General features: G+C 30.7%; 14 protein-coding genes. All 14 read left to right on the top strand.

Annotated elements, in window-relative coordinates; all coding sequences use genetic code 11:
- Nucleotides 1–90: 90 nt before the first annotated feature.
- The 14 genes from sufC (at nt 91) to OC535_RS09390 (ending at nt 15,701) form a co-directional block, all read left to right on the top strand.
- Entirely contained in the window at nt 91–906 is an 816-nt protein-coding gene (gene sufC / locus OC535_RS09325) for a Fe-S cluster assembly ATPase SufC (RefSeq protein WP_498823646.1), read from the top strand.
- Entirely contained in the window at nt 906–1,799 is an 894-nt protein-coding gene (locus OC535_RS09330; RefSeq protein WP_024722262.1) for a SufB/SufD family protein, read from the top strand. Before sufC ends, OC535_RS09330 begins: the two co-directional genes overlap by 1 nt.
- Complete coding sequence (locus OC535_RS09335; RefSeq protein WP_498823647.1) at nt 1,799–3,025, top strand: aminotransferase class V-fold PLP-dependent enzyme; 1,227 nt, start codon at nt 1,799–1,801, stop codon at nt 3,023–3,025. Before OC535_RS09330 ends, OC535_RS09335 begins: the two co-directional genes overlap by 1 nt.
- Entirely contained in the window at nt 3,009–3,437 is a 429-nt protein-coding gene (sufU, locus tag OC535_RS09340) for a Fe-S cluster assembly sulfur transfer protein SufU (RefSeq protein ID WP_024722260.1), read from the top strand. Before OC535_RS09335 ends, sufU begins: the two co-directional genes overlap by 17 nt.
- A gap of 10 nt (nt 3,438–3,447) precedes the next feature.
- Entirely contained in the window at nt 3,448–4,854 is a 1,407-nt protein-coding gene (sufB, locus tag OC535_RS09345) for a Fe-S cluster assembly protein SufB (protein WP_024722259.1), read from the top strand.
- Nucleotides 4,847–5,377 carry a 5-formyltetrahydrofolate cyclo-ligase gene (locus tag OC535_RS09350; RefSeq protein WP_227053229.1) on the top strand — a complete coding sequence of 177 codons (531 nt, stop codon included), beginning with the start codon at nt 4,847–4,849 and terminating at the stop codon, nt 5,375–5,377. The genes sufB and OC535_RS09350 overlap by 8 nt, the downstream gene beginning before the upstream one ends.
- 43 nt (nt 5,378–5,420) lie before the next feature.
- Complete coding sequence (locus OC535_RS09355; protein ID WP_024722258.1) at nt 5,421–6,830, top strand: lipopolysaccharide biosynthesis protein; 1,410 nt, start codon at nt 5,421–5,423, stop codon at nt 6,828–6,830.
- A gap of 129 nt (nt 6,831–6,959) precedes the next feature.
- A complete protein-coding gene (locus OC535_RS09360; protein ID WP_498823648.1) occupies nt 6,960–8,576 on the top strand; it encodes a response regulator transcription factor in 1,617 nt (538 codons plus the stop codon).
- Nucleotides 8,566–10,284: a cache domain-containing sensor histidine kinase gene (locus OC535_RS09365; RefSeq protein WP_498823649.1), complete on the top strand. Its 1,719-nt coding sequence runs from the start codon at nt 8,566–8,568 to the stop codon at nt 10,282–10,284. The genes OC535_RS09360 and OC535_RS09365 overlap by 11 nt, the downstream gene beginning before the upstream one ends.
- Nucleotides 10,277–11,227 (top strand): substrate-binding domain-containing protein, encoded by a 951-nt coding sequence (locus OC535_RS09370; RefSeq protein WP_498823650.1) that lies wholly within the window; start codon nt 10,277–10,279, stop codon nt 11,225–11,227. The genes OC535_RS09365 and OC535_RS09370 overlap by 8 nt, the downstream gene beginning before the upstream one ends.
- A 133-nt stretch (nt 11,228–11,360) precedes the next feature.
- Nucleotides 11,361–12,449 carry a galactose ABC transporter substrate-binding protein gene (locus tag OC535_RS09375; protein WP_498823651.1) on the top strand — a complete coding sequence of 363 codons (1,089 nt, stop codon included), beginning with the start codon at nt 11,361–11,363 and terminating at the stop codon, nt 12,447–12,449.
- A gap of 72 nt (nt 12,450–12,521) precedes the next feature.
- Nucleotides 12,522–14,018 (top strand): sugar ABC transporter ATP-binding protein, encoded by a 1,497-nt coding sequence (locus OC535_RS09380; RefSeq protein ID WP_498823652.1) that lies wholly within the window; start codon nt 12,522–12,524, stop codon nt 14,016–14,018.
- A 14-nt stretch (nt 14,019–14,032) separates the two neighbouring features.
- Nucleotides 14,033–15,106, top strand: a complete 1,074-nt coding sequence (locus OC535_RS09385) for a galactose/methyl galactoside ABC transporter permease MglC (RefSeq protein ID WP_498823653.1) — start codon at nt 14,033–14,035, stop codon at nt 15,104–15,106.
- Nucleotides 15,107–15,119: 13 nt separating this feature from the next.
- The gene (locus OC535_RS09390; protein ID WP_227053223.1) at nt 15,120–15,701 is read left to right on the top strand and encodes an InlB B-repeat-containing protein; all 582 of its coding nucleotides are present in this window, start codon (nt 15,120–15,122) and stop codon (nt 15,699–15,701) included.
- The last annotated feature ends 106 nt before the right edge of the window (nt 15,702–15,807 follow it).

The following is a 15,807-nucleotide window of genomic DNA, read 5'->3' on the forward strand; positions in this document are numbered from 1 at the left end:
AAAGAAAAAAATTTATTAATAATTATCATTTTATTTGTTTTTTAGTAACTTATTTAGTAGAATTAGTTAGAAATAGAAAGGGGCTTAGATATGTCAACTTTAAAAATAGAAGATTTGCATGTGAGTATTGGTGAAAAAGAGATTCTAAAAGGGATTGATTTAACAATAAATACTGGTGAGATCCATGCCCTTATGGGACCTAATGGTAATGGTAAATCAACATTATTATCAGTTATCATGGGACATCCTAAATACGTAGTTACAAAGGGAAGTATTTATTTAGATGGAAACGACGTTTTAAAAATGAGCGTTGATGAAAGAAGCAAGGCTGGGATATTTTTAGGAATGCAGTATCCTCAAGAAATTCCTGGTGTTACGACTTCAGATTTTTTAAGAGCAGCAGTGAATGCCCATCAAGAAAAACCAGTATCTTTATTTAAATTTGTACGAATATTAGAAAAAAACATCGCTGATTTGAATATGGATGAAAATTTGGCTCATCGTTATTTAAATGAAGGTTTTTCAGGTGGTGAAAAGAAACGTAATGAAATTTTACAAATGAAATTGTTACAGCCTAAGATTGCATTATTAGATGAAATTGATTCTGGTTTAGATGTAGATGCTTTAAAAATTGTTGCTAATGCAATCAATGAAATGAAATCAGATGATTTTGGTTGTGTAATGGTTTCCCATTATGAACGTTTGTTTGAATTGGTATCACCAAGTCATGTTCATGTATTAGTCGATGGAAAAATTATTTTAAGTGGTGGAAAAGAAGTAGTGGAAAAAATTGATCAAGAAGGTTATGACTGGGTAAAAGAATTAGGGGTTGAAATAGCAACTAATGAAAAGAAACCGATTTTACTTGAAAGCTGTGCCAATAAAGAAAGAATGAAAATTAAATAATGAATCAATTACAAGATATTAGAAATTATTTAGTAGTTCAAAATGGTACAATTGTAAGTCATAAAAGTAATGATAAAATCAAAATAATCGATAATAAAATCATTGTTGATGATGCCGGATCATTACAAATTATTTACCTGATTGATCAAACAGGAAATTACAAAATCGATCTATCGATCAAAGGATCATTGGAATTGGTAGAAACGTATGATTTTAAAGTGGATGCTAAATTCATTAAAAATATTGAAATATTAGAAAATAGTAATATATTAAGATATGTTGATAACCAAAGTAATATAGAAGTTAAAACAAATATTGTTGAAAATGTCCAAATAAAACGTGATAGTAGTGTTAAGTGTGCATATGTTGAATTATCAAATAACAGTATCGATACAAATATCAATTATGCTTTAATTGAAGAAAATGCCAATGCAACGGTGCGTTTAGCAGCACTTGCTAGAGGTGAAGAGAAGAAACATCTTACATTATCATTAGTTCATGAAGCGCCGTATACTACAGGTATCATGGATAATTATGGTGTTGTAAAAAATAAAGCAAATTTGATCATTGATGGAATTGGGACGATAAAAAAAGGAAATCGTCAGTCAAACAGTCATCAAACAAATAAGATCATTGTTTTTGATGAAGGCTGCAACGCAAAAGCTAATCCATATTTATATATCGATGAATATGATGTCAAAGCTAGTCATGGAGCTAGTGTTGGTAAAATCGATGAAGAACATTTATATTATCTACAGTCACGAGGTTTAAGTAAGGAAGATGCCATGCATCTAGTTACGTATGGGTATTTTATTCCAGTACTAGAATTTATTGATAATGATGAATTAAAAGAATTATTTAATGAAACACTAAGAGAAAAGGTGGGAATTTAATGTTTGATATTACAAAAATTCGTCAAGATTTTCCGATGCTAAATGGCACTATGATGCATGGAAAACCGTTAATTTATTTTGATAATGGAGCTACGACTTTAAAACCTCAATGTGTAATTGATGCTGTATGCGATTATTTAACGAATTATTCTGGCAATGCTCATCGTGGTGATTATGATTTATCGCATGATGTTGATGAGCAATATGAAAGAACGCGAAAAATCGTTGCTAAATTTATTAATTGTGATCATCATGAAGTTGTTTATACATACGGAACGACTGATGGTTTAAATATGATTGCTTTTGGTTATGGAATGACACATTTAAATGAAGGTGATGAAATATTACTGACGGTAGCTGAACATGCTTCAAATACTTTACCATGGTTTGAAGTTTGTGATAGTGTGGGCAGTGTAATTAAATATATTGATTTAGATGATAATGGTCGTTTAACAGTTGAAAATGTAATGAAAGCAATTACTGATAAGACCAAGATCATTTCAATTGCTCAAGTTACTAATGTTTTGGGCTATGATAGTCCAATTAAAGAAATCTGTAAGATTGCTCATGAAAGAGGAATCATCGTTTGTGTCGATGGTGCCCAAAGCGTTCCTCATCAAAAAGTAGATGTTAAAGATCTGGATCTAGATTTTTTGGTCTTTTCTGGTCATAAAATGTGTGGACCTACAGGAGTTGGGATCCTTTATGGTAAATATAATTTACTAGAAGAAACGAAACCGACTCGCTGGGGCGGAGGCAGCAACGCCCGATATAAAAGTTGTGGAAATGTCAAATTAAAGACACCTCCAGCAAAATTCGAATCTGGGACACCGAATATTGAGGGTGTTATTGGACTAGGAGCAGCAATCGAATATTTGATGAGTATTGGAATGGATGATATTCATAAATATGAGCTGGAATTGAGAAAATATGCCGTTGAAAAATTATTAGAATTAGATAATATTGAAGTATATAATCCTAATGGTCATGGTGCAATCGCTTTTAATATTAAAGGGGTTTTTAGTCAGGATGGCGCTTCATTATTTAATACATATGGAATTGCTATTAGAGCCGGACAACATTGTGCTAAGATTCTTGATGAGTTTTTAGATGTTAGCCAGACACTTAGGGCTTCATTTTATTTTTATAATACTTTTGAAGAAATTGATAAATTTATCGAGGTATGTAAGAAAGGAGATGACTTTTTAGATGCCTTCTTTGGATAGTATGATGATGCGACAAATAATTATGGATCATTATGAATCACCACGTAATCATGGTTTAGTCGATGATGATAATTATAAGTCTGTAAACATGGATTCAGAAACATGTATAGATGATATTGATGTTCAGGCATTGGTTGAAGATGGAGTTATCAAAGATATTCGCTTTGATGGTGAGGCTTGTGCTATTTGTACTGCTAGTACTTCGATCATGTCAGAATTATTGATTGGTAAAACAGTCGATGAAGCTAAAGAAATTATTGAAAATTATTATAATATGATATATGAAAAAGATTATGATCCTGAGATTCTTGAAGAAGCAATCGTATTTATGAATACTCATAAACAGGCTAATCGAATCAAATGTGCAACTTTAGGATGGACAGGAATCAAGCAAATTCTCGATCAAGAATAGGAGGGAACATATGGCTGATATAAAAAATGAAATTCCAGATCAAGAGTACGCATATGGTTTCAATGATGGTGATGTTTCAGTATTCAAAACACCTAAAGGAATCAATGAAGAAATTGTTACAGAAATATCTAAAATCAAGAATGAGCCAGAGTGGATGCTGGAATATCGCTTAAAATCATATCGCTGTTTCATGGATAAACCAATGCCGACGTGGGGCGTTGACCTAAGTCGTGTTGATTTTGATGAATATACATATTATATTCGTCCTAGTGATAAACAAACAAATAAGTGGGAAGAAGTACCAGAAACGATCAAAGAAACTTTTAATAAATTAGGTATTCCTGAAGCAGAACAAAAGTATTTATCTGGAGTAAGTACTCAGTATGAATCAGAAGTTGTTTATCATAATATGTTAAAAGAGGTTAATGAAAAAGGTGTTATTTTCTTAGATATTGATAGTGGTTTAAGAGAATATCCGGAATTATTTAAAGAATATTTCGATACGGTTATTCCTTATAATGACAATAAATTTTCAGCATTAAATGGTGCTGTTTGGTCTGGTGGATCGTTTATTTATGTACCTCCAGGAGTCAAATTAGAAAAACCATTACAATCATATTTTAGAATTAATTCTGAGCAGATGGCTCAATTTGAAAGAACTTTGATCATTGTTGATAAGGGTGCCGATATTCATTATGTTGAAGGATGTACAGCACCTAGTTATTCAAAAGACTCTTTACATGCTGGAGTAGTTGAAATCATTGTTAAAGAAGGAGCTAAATGTCGTTATACAACGATTCAAAACTGGTCAAACAATATTTTAAATCTTGTTACGCAAAGAGCTAAAGTGTTTAAAAATGGATCGATGGAATGGGTCGATGGAAATATCGGTAGTGCTGTAACGATGAAATATCCTACTTGTGTTTTAATGGAAGAAGGGGCTAAAGGATCATGTATTACGATTGCTGTAGCGGGTGAAAATCAAATCATGGATTCTGGTTCAAAGATGATTCATCTAGCACCAAATACTTCAAGCAGTATTGTCTCTAAATCGGTATCGCGTCGTGGTGGAAAAGTCAATTATCGCGGAATGGTCCAGCATGGTAAAAAAGCTTATAACGCTAAAAGCAAAGTTGAATGTGATACTTTGATTCTTGATGATATTTCTACAAGTGATACGGTACCAGTTAACTGGATGTTAAATAATGAATCAATTATTGAACATGAAGCGACAGTATCAAAAGTTTCTGAAGAACAGTTGTTTTATTTGATGTCAAGAGGTCTAACGAAAAAAGAAGCAATGGAAATGATCGTAATGGGCTTTATTGAACCATTTGCGCGAGAATTACCAATGGAATATGCTGTTGAATTAAATCAGTTGATAAAATTGGATTTTGGAGATCAAGGAATTGGATAAAGCAAAATTACGAAAAAAAATGATTCAAGCAAGATTAGATTTAGGTAGTGATGAATATCTTACCAAATCTAATCTTATTATTTCTAAGTTAAAAAAGAATTCTGATTTTATCAACGCTAAAACTATTGGTATTTATGTGTCTTTTAGAAATGAAGTTAATACTATTTCTTTGATCAAAGAAATGCTGGCAGTAAAGAAAATCTGTGTACCTAAAACCGAAAATCATGAAATGAATTTTTATACGATCAATTCATTAAAAGAATTAAAAAAAGGTAATTATGGTATTTTAGAACCTGATAATGATAAATTAGTTAATAAAAAAGATATCGATTTATTGATTGTTCCAATCGTATCTTATGATAAAGACCATAATCGCTTAGGGTATGGTGGGGGTTATTATGATCGCTATTTAAAAGATTATGAAGGCAAGGTAATTGGTTTAGCATTTACCTTTCAACAAGTAGAAAAGCTGCCAGTAGAAAGATTTGATTTGCCAATAAAGACAATAATTGATGAAAAATAGATTTAGGTTTGCTATAATAATGGATGTAAAGTAGGGTGAAATTATGTCAAGAGAGAAAACACTAGTTAAAAATACATTGATTATGGCAATTGGAACCTTTTTGCCAAGAATAATAAATTTATTAACGACACCGATCATTACCGGAACAACGACAGATGCTCAATATGGACAGCTAGATTTGGTAACGACGACGATTTTATCGTTTATTGTTCCTTTATGTACTTTGCAGTTAGAGCAGGCGTTATTTAGGTTTTTAGTTGATGCTAAAAGTGTTAAAGAACAAAAAAGAGTAATTACTAATGGCTATGTAATGATTTTTATGCTGATGCTGATTGCTGGGATTATTTGTTTTTTTGTTCCCATCGATTTATTTAACGGAAGTTATAAGTTTTTAGTTATTGGTTATATTTGGATCGAAATTCTTGCTACAACGTCACGATTTGTTTTGCGAGCATTTTCTAAATATAAGGAATATTCTATTTTGGCAGCATTAGTTGTAATCATGAATTTTATTATCGTATCTATTTGCTTATTATGGTTAAAAACCGGATATATTGGTGTCTTGATTGCTTTAACGCTAGCCGATGTGGCAGGTTTTATGTATGTTCTTTTTGTTTGTAACATCTTTAGCTATTTTAGTCTAAGACATCTTAGAATTGAATATGCTTCAAAAATGCTACAGTATGCGTTACCATTTATTCCTAATACAGTATCATGGTATATTAATCAGTTATCAGATCGCTGGATCATTTCAATATTTTTAGGAGCAGGGGCAAATGGTATCTATGCGCTGGCAAATAAAATTCCTTCAATTGTCAATATCTTATATCCAGCTTTTAATCTGGCCTGGACTGATTCGGCAACAAGAAGTGTCAATGATCCTGATAGTGGTCGATATTATAATCGAATGTTTAAGATGCTATTTTGTATTGTTTCAGCGGGAACTGTTTTATTGCTTGCAGTTTCACCAATTATTTTTGAAATCTTATGTCGAAATGAATCTTTATATGAAGCATTTAACTATACGCCAACTTTAATTATTGCTACTTATTTTTATTGTTTTTCACAATTTTTTGGAAGTATTTATGTAGCTGTGAAATGTGCTAAAAATATGTCGATTACGACAACGATGGCGGCAGTGATCAATATTATAATTAATTTGCTTTTAATTAATAAAATTGGAGTACAAGCCGCAGTACTTTCAACATTAGTAGCTAATTTGTTTTTAGCAGGATATCGTTTTTATGATTTAAATAAAAATTATTATCGCTTAAGAATTAATAAACGATTAACTATTTTAACTGTTATAGTTATTGCCATAGTTTCATTACTAGCTTGGTCTAATGATCCAATTCTTTGGAGTTTAGATATTGTTTTAGCATTTGGATATGCATATTTTATTTCAGGTGATATATTTGTAGGAATGCTTAAATCTTTTTTGAAGAGAAAATAAAATAAAATAGCTGGAGAATATTTCCAGTTATTTTTATTTGAAATTAATTTATTAAATTTATACCGGCTAAGAAGAATTTATGATACAATTTGTAAAGGGTTTCAGTTTAAAGTAACGGAGGGGAAACGGATGTACACAGTAGTAATCGCTGATGATGAAATTGCATTACGTCGAGCAATGATAAAAAGAATTGATTGGCAAAAAATAGGTTTTGAGGTTATTGGTGAAGCTGAAAATGGAGTTGAAGCTTTAGAGTTAGTAGAACGTTTAGAACCTGATCTTTTATTGACTGATATAAAAATGCCATTTATTTCAGGAATTAATTTAGCTAGAAAAGTAAGGAAAATTAGACCAGCAATGCAAATTGCTTTTTTAAGTGGTTATGATGATTTCAGTTACGCCCAGCAGGCAATTCAATATAATATCATCAAATATTTATTAAAACCAATTTCATCAAAAGAACTGACAAAAGAACTGATTGATATTAAAGAAAAGATGGATGCTATCAATCAATCTTTTATGACTTCAATTGAAAGTGATCAACAGCAGTTTTTAGTAGAAAGATTATTAATGCCGTTGATATTTGATACTGATTTTATTATTGATGATAAGCGAAAAGAATATGAAAATCTTATTAACCAGGAAGCTGTTCAATTACAAATCAGAAGTAGTTTAGAAGAAAAAACAAAGTATTTAATGATGGTGATTCGTTATTTTGATAAAAAAGGGACAAATATCACAAATAGGCAGCATTTACCAGGGGTAAAAAGAATTATTAAAAAATATTTACGGTTTGGAACATTCTATTCTGGTAAAAAAATCATTACTTTACTTTCTGGACAGGCTTGGGAAATCGATAAATATGTAAATATTATCGCTAACGAAATAGTTCAAAGCAGTGAACGAATTTTATGTGCTGATTGTTATTTGGGATTCAGCAACATAAGTGATTCTTTATTGAATGTTAATTTATTGTATAATGAAGCAATAAGTGCTGTTGAATATGGTCAGGGATCAAAACGAGGAATAAATTTTATTGGTGATATTAAGCGGACTTCGATGATTTGTTATGAAAATGTAGATAAAATTGCAAGTAAGACAGAGAAGTTGATTAAATCTGGGACGGATAGTGAAATAGAATTGTATTTATCTAGTGTTTTTGTAATGTTTATTGATCAAGGTGCGAGTCGGGCTGATATTGATTTATTGATGGTTAGAATTATTTCTTCTATATGGGCTCTTGTATATTCTGTTTGTGATGCTAAATCTTCATCTCTATTTTTTAGTAAAACTTCACAGTTATCAAATATATTTAATAAATATTCTTTTAATGAAAAAAGAATGGCTTTAATTAAATTTTGTATATTATCAAAAAATTTAATTAAAGATCAAAAAAAGATGAATAGTGAATTGATTTGTGATGAATTAATGGAAATAATCGATAAAGAATATAGTAATGAGGAATTGTCGTTAGGGGTAGTTAGTGATAAATTGCATGTAAGTATTAGTTATTTAAGTTCTTTGGTAAAAAAGAATATGGGTGAAACTTTTATTACTTTGCTTACTAGAAAACGGATGGAAGTAGCTAAAGATCTTGTTTTGTATTCATCGGCAAAAGTATTAGAAATTGCTTATAAATGCGGTTATAGTGATCAACATTATTTTAGTTATTGTTTTAAAAAACAATTTGGTGTATCACCAAATAAAATGCGTGAACAAAATACGGTGGTAAATAATGAAGTTTAAAAAAAAGGATTTTTCGATTTCTATTTATTTATCACTATTTGTTGTCAGTATTATTATCATCGTCGTTTTCCTTTTAACTATTTCATTTAGACAAATATTAAAAGATAGTTTATTATCTACAGCCCAAACTAATTCAGAGCAATCGGTAACCCAGGTCTTGAATACAATTGAAAATTATTCAAATGATATCTTAAATAAAATGAATGATATGACTAAAATTATTAACGAATCTACTGATATTGTTAGTATTAAGGAATATATGGAAACGATGGTAAATATTAATGAAGATATTGTTTCTATTATTGTTTATGATATGGAAGGTAATATTTTGGATTATCAAAGCAATGCTGCTTTAAAAACTAATGTAAATAATAACTTATCATTTGATAAAACGTTATTTAGTAATAATCGCGATTATGCGATTACATCACCGCATGTTCAGAATCTTTTTGAGGGAAATTATCCCTGGGTTGTAACAGTATGTCAAAAACAATGGTCAAGCAGTTATGATAAACTTGTATATGTAGCAATGGATATTCGTTTTGTTTCAATTGCTCGTTATATTGATGATGTTGGAATTGGAGAGCATGGATACTGTTTCATTGTTAATAAAAATGATGATTTAGTATATCATCCTTTACAGCAGCTTATTTATTTGGATATAAAAGATGAAAAGATAAGTGAAGTTATTCACTATCATGAAGGAAATACAATAAATAATGGCGTAATTTATACAGTTAAAGATGTTTCAGAATTTGATTGGCGTGTTGTTGGGGTTAGTTATGTTAATGAATTAGTAGATGCTAAAGCAACTACTGCGGTTAAATCAATTATTGTTATTGCCTTGCTGGTAATGATTTTTGCAATTGTCATTTTGTTTATTTTATCTAAAAAGTTAACTAAACCAGTACGTTCTCTTGTGGAAGCAATGAGTATATTTGAAAAAAATGCTGTTGATTTTAAATATACACCGGTAAAAGGGGCAAGTGAATTTAATAAATTATCTAACTCTTTTGAACATATGGTTATTCAGATCCAAGAACTGATGGAAAAAGTTAAAAATGAAGAAGTTGCATTACGAAAAACAGAATTAAAAGCTTTACAGGCGCAAATCAATCCTCATTTTTTATACAATACTCTAGATTCTATTCAATGGATGTGTGAAGAAGAAAAAACTGAAGATGCCATTACGATGGTTGGCGCATTAGCACAGCTGTTTAGAATTAGTATCTCAAAAGGTTACGAACTGATTCCAATTGAAAAAGAAATTCAGCATGCTAAAAACTATTTAGTTATTCAAAGTTATCGTTATAAAGATCAATTTATTTATAACTTTGATATTGATGAAGAAGTTTTACCTTATTTATGTAATAAAATAACAATTCAACCAATTATCGAAAATGCCTTATATCATGGAATTTCTAGAATGGTTGATGAAGGCGAAATTTCTATTTCAGTGCATAAAGTCGGTAATGATATTATTATGAAAATTAAAGATAATGGTGTTGGAATGAGTGAGGAGCAGGTTCAAAATATTTTGAAAAAAGAACGAACTGATAGTAAAGGAATTGGCGTTAAAAATGTTAATGATCGAATAAAAATATATTTTGGTAACAATTATGGAATCGTTGTTGAAAGCGAATTAGATGTAGGAACAACAATTACGATCAAAATTCCTGCTGTGATGGAGGATAGATATAGTGTGTGATAAAATAAAAAAGATAACTATTGTAATTATATTGATGTTTGCATTAATTGGATGTAATAGTGTAAGTCGCAAAGTAAAGGTGGCAGTTATTGTTAAATCAACCACATCACAATTTTTTAAATCAGTTTTATCAGGAGCTAATGCAGCTAGTAAAGAATATAATTTAGATCTTACATTTAATGGTCCTGAAAATGAAGAGGATTATGCAACACAAATAAAAATGATGGAAAAAGCTATCAAGGATGATGTTGACGCGATTGTCTTATCAGCTATAGATTATCGTAAATTAGTAGAGAGCGTTGAAGCCGCGGTTGAGTCAGGAATTCAAGTAGTTGTTATCGATAGTGATGTAGATTCAAAAAAAGTTCGTACTCGAATAAGTACAGATAATTATGAAGCAGGTAAGATGGCCGGAGAAACAGTCCTTAAGTTGCAGGGGGATAAGATTCATCTGGGAATTGTAAATTTTGATGTTAATACTGCAAATGGACAAGAAAGAGAAAGTGGTTTGCGTAAAATATTGGAAAATGATGAAAGAATTTTATCTGTAAAAACTATAAATGTTCAATCAGCGGTTGATTATACAACGCAAGCAACAAAAGATATTTTATTACAGTATCCAGATATTAATGTTCTTGTTACTTTTAATGAATGGACAACACTTGGAGTTGGTTATGCAATTGAACAACTGGAATATAAAGATAAAGTTTCTGTAATTGGTTTTGATAATAATCCTGTTTCTATACAAATGTTAGAGGATGGCATAGTAGATGCATTAATTGTACAGAATCCTTTTGCAATTGGTTATTTAGGAGTTGAGGAAGCTTATCATTTATCAAGGAGACAAAGTAGTAAAGAAAACATTTATACTAAAACAGTAGTGATTACTAAAGATAATATGTTTCAAGAGGATAATCAAAAAATTGTTTTTCCATTCGATTGATCTTCCGATAAAGGAAGATTTTTTTATTGGAATAATTTTTTACCCATAAAAGATAAGATATTATATTACAATATTTAGTGCCAGCAAATAAAATATAAATAAGTGAAAACGAAATTATAGAGGAGGACTAAAAATGAAAAAAATATTATCGTTTTTATTATCATGTACCATGTTAGTATGTATGGCTTCAGTACTAACTGGTTGTGGCGGTGAAGGAGATGGAGATGTTCATGTATTCTATTATAATTACAGCGACACATATATCTCTAGTGTAAGAACTGCTTTAGGAAAACAATTGACAGATGCTGGTGTTAGTTACCAAGACTATGATGCAAATGGAAATCAGACAACACAAACAGAACAAGTGCAGACAGCAATTACTAAAGGGGCTAAAGTATTAGTTGTTAATATCGTAAATACTGGTTCTGATGATGCAGCACAAGGAATTGTAGATATGGCTAAAAAGGAAAATATTCCTGTAGTTTTCTTTAATCGTGAAGTTTCAGATACAATCGTAAATGGCTATGATAAATGTGCATTTGTAGGAACAGATGCTGCTGAGGCGGGACATCTACAAGGAGAAATGATTGGTGAATATTTATTAGCTAATTATGATGCTTATGATTTAAATAAAGATGGTGTTATTTCTTATATCTTATTTAAAGGAGAAGAAGGGAATAACGAAGCGATTTATCGTACCCAATATGCTGTTGAAGATGCAAATAAGAAATTAGTTGCAGCTGGTAAACCAGAATTAAATTTCTATGATGCATCAAATAATGATAAATATTTAGTTGATAAAAATGGACAATGGTCATCAACTGCAGCTAACGAATATATGACTACAGCATTAGCTGCTTATAGTGACAGTCATAATAATATGATTGAGTTGGTTATTTGCAACAATGATGGTATGGCTGAAGGGGCTATTACAGCTTTAAATTCGGTCGGATATAATACAGGTGTAGATAAAGAAGGTAAAGTTGGTAAATCAATTCCAGTATTTGGAGTAGATGCTACAGATGCTGCGAAAGATTTAATTAAAAAGCAAAAAATGGCAGGAACTATTAAGCAAGATGCTGATGGTATGGCAAAAGCAATTGCATTATTAACGCAAAATGCTTTAGATGAAAAAGATTTAATGGATGGAACAAAAGATTATAACGTGGATAAAAAAGCTGCTAAGATTCGTATCGCTTATGGTAAATATTTAGGGGAATAAAAAATAAGTGGGGTGTTTGGTTTGTTATCCAAACACCTCTTTAATTTTATGAATAAATAAAGGAGGGAAATTATGAGTGATGTTTTGTTGGAAATGAAAAACATTAGTAAAGAATTTCCAGGTGTAAAAGCATTAGATAATGTTTCATTGACGGTAAAACGTGGTACTGTTCATGCGCTGATGGGCGAAAATGGAGCGGGTAAATCTACTTTGATGAAATGTTTATTTGGAATGTATGTTAAAGATAGTGGTCAAATTTTTTTAGAAGGAACAGAAGTTAATTTTAAAAACTCTAAAGATGCTTTAGAGCATGGTGTAGCAATGGTGCACCAGGAATTAAATCAAGCTTTAAAAAGAAATGTCATGGATAATATTTGGTTAGGAAGATATCCTACTAAATTTAAAATTATGACATCTGAAAGTATTATGTATAAAAATACTAAGGCGATTTTTAAAGATTTGGATATTGATGTCGATCCAAAAAGAATTATGAGTACGATGTCAGTTTCTAATCGCCAAATGGTAGAAATTGCTAAAGCAGTATCATATAATTCTAAAATTATTGTTTTAGATGAACCTACTTCCTCATTAAATGAACAGGAAGTGGAACATTTGTTTAGAATTATTAATATGTTGCGTGATCGAGGCTGTGGAATTATATATATTTCTCATAAAATGGAAGAAATTTTAAAAATAAGTGATGAAGTTACGATCATGCGAGATGGACAATGGATCGCTACTAAACCAGCTAGTGAGCTGACGATGGATAAGATCATTAAGCTGATGGTAGGAAGAGAATTAACTAATCGTTTTCCACCTAAAACAAATGAAATCGGAGAAGTTGTTTTAGAAGTAGATAAATTAACAGGTATGTATAATCATATTAAAGATATTACGTTTGATGTAAAGCGTGGTGAAATCGTGGGAATTGCAGGGTTAGATGGTTCAGGACGTACAGAAGTTGTAGAAACTCTTTTTGGAATAGCAACGAAAAAAGATGGAACGATTAAAATTGATGGTAAAGTTATCAAAAATAAATCAGCTCGTGAATCAATAAAAAATGGTTTTGCTTTGTTGACTGAAGAAAGAAGGGCAACTGGTATTTTTGGAATTTTAGATATTAGAGAAAATACAACTATATCCAATTTAGACAGTTATGTAAAAAATCATTTATATTTGAGTAATAAGCAAATGAAACTTGATACTCAATGGTCGATTGGAGCAATGAGAATCAAAACCCCTTCTCAAAGTACACAAATAAGATCTTTATCAGGAGGTAATCAGCAAAAAGTAATTTTAGGACGCTGGTTACTTACAAATCCTGAGGTATTATTATTAGATGAGCCAACAAGAGGAATTGATGTTGGGGCTAAATACGAAATTTATCAGTTGATTATTGATTTAGCAAGTAAAGGAAGATCAGTAATTATGGTATCTTCAGAAATGCCAGAGTTACTTGGAGTTTGTGATCGAATTTTGGTAATGTCTGGGGGAAGACTTGCAGGTGAAGTAGATGCTAAGACAGCAACTCAAGAAGAAATTATGACACTTGCGACAAAATATGTATAAAGGAGAATTATTATATGACAAAAATATTTAGTGGGATAACTAGACAATATAATGATTTTAAGCAATTAAACAGCAAAGATAAAAAAACGTATTTAAAAGAATTACTTATCAATAATTCTTTATATATCATTATGATCATTGCTATAATTGCAATTCAAATCATTAGTCCTAAATTTTTATCTAGTTCATCAATTATTAATATTATTTCACTTTCAGCTGCAAATCTACCTATTGCTTTAGGAATCGCAGGATGTATTATTTTGACCGGAACTGACTTATCTGCTGGACGTATCGTAGGTTTAGTGGCTTGTATTTCAGCTTCACTTTTACAAGCATCGGGATATGCTAATAAAATGTTTCCTGATCTTGCAACAATGCCTATTTTTGTGGTTTTATTACTAGCAATTGCTATTGGAGCAGTCGTTGGTTTTGTAAATGGTTTCTGTGTTTCTAAGTTCAGTTTACATCCATTTATTGTAACTTTAGCTACTCAATTGATTGTATATGGTATTTTATTAATGTATTTGATGATTGGTACTAATAATGGTCAATCAATCTCAGGATTAGATGCTAGTTATACAGGTTTTATTGCCGGAGCAGCAATCAGTATTGGTAATAAAGGAATTCCAAATTTTGTTTGGTATTCAATCGTAATTACAATCATTATGTGGTTTATTTGGAATAAAACAAAGTTTGGTAAGAATATGTTTGCAGTTGGATCTAATCCAGATGCTGCTAATGTATCTGGAGTAAATGTTTCAAGAACGATCATCATGGTATTTGTGTTAGCGGGAATCATGTATGGTTTGACAGGTTTTGTTGAATCAGCGCGAATTGGTTCAAATAGTGCTGCAACGGGGTTAAACTATGAACTGGATGCAATTGCTGCCTGTGTTATCGGTGGAGTATCATTTGTTGGTGGTATAGGAAAGATCCGTGGTGTAATTATTGGTGTTGTTTTATTACGAATTATCTTTGTTGGATTAACTTTTTTAAGTATTGATGCGAATATGCAGTATATTATTAAAGGATTGATCATTTTAGTTGCTTGTGCAATTGATATGCGAAAATATTTAGTAAGAAAATAAAATTGGTGATAATATGAATGAAGAACAAGAGATTGAAAAAAAACAGAAAACCTGGGGCTCTGGTGGTGGAATGTATCAAGGGGTCAATGTTCCTGTTAAAATGTTAAATTATATAATTGTTATTTTAATGGTTATTTTAATTGGTGTTGTCATTTTTTTAGGAATCAATGGTCATTTTACAGTTACTTTAGAAACTAATGGTGGTGGAAAAATAAAGCCGATTGAATGTAAAATTGGTGATTCAATTGAAATTGAAAAACCGCAAAAAGCAGGTTATACTTTTGATGGCTGGTATCTTGATCAGGACTTAAAGCATCAATGGAATCCTGACAAACAAAAAGTTGAACAAAGTATGACTTTATATGCTTCTTGGAAACCTAATAAAATAAATGTTATATTTGATTATGATGGTGGTAATGAACTTATACAATCTAAAGAAGTTGTTTATAATGATACTTATGGTAAATTGCCTCAGCCAACTAAAGAAGGATATCAGTTTTTAGGCTGGATCTATAGTGGTGAAGTTATTACTGGTGATACAGTTGTAACAGTAAATGGTGAACACGTTTTAAAGGCTTTATGGCAATCTCAATAATTTTTCAATAATCACTGTAACCAAGTCTTGATTAGACTTGGTTTTTTAGTTTAGATATTATATTTAAACAATTTTCTTATTAATATTTTTGTATAGTTTATTAAGA

Origin of the sequence: Clostridium sp. Marseille-Q5894 (assembly GCF_946902305.1) — a bacterium.
Taxonomy (GTDB): Bacteria; Bacillota_I; Bacilli_A; order Erysipelotrichales; family Coprobacillaceae; genus Thomasclavelia.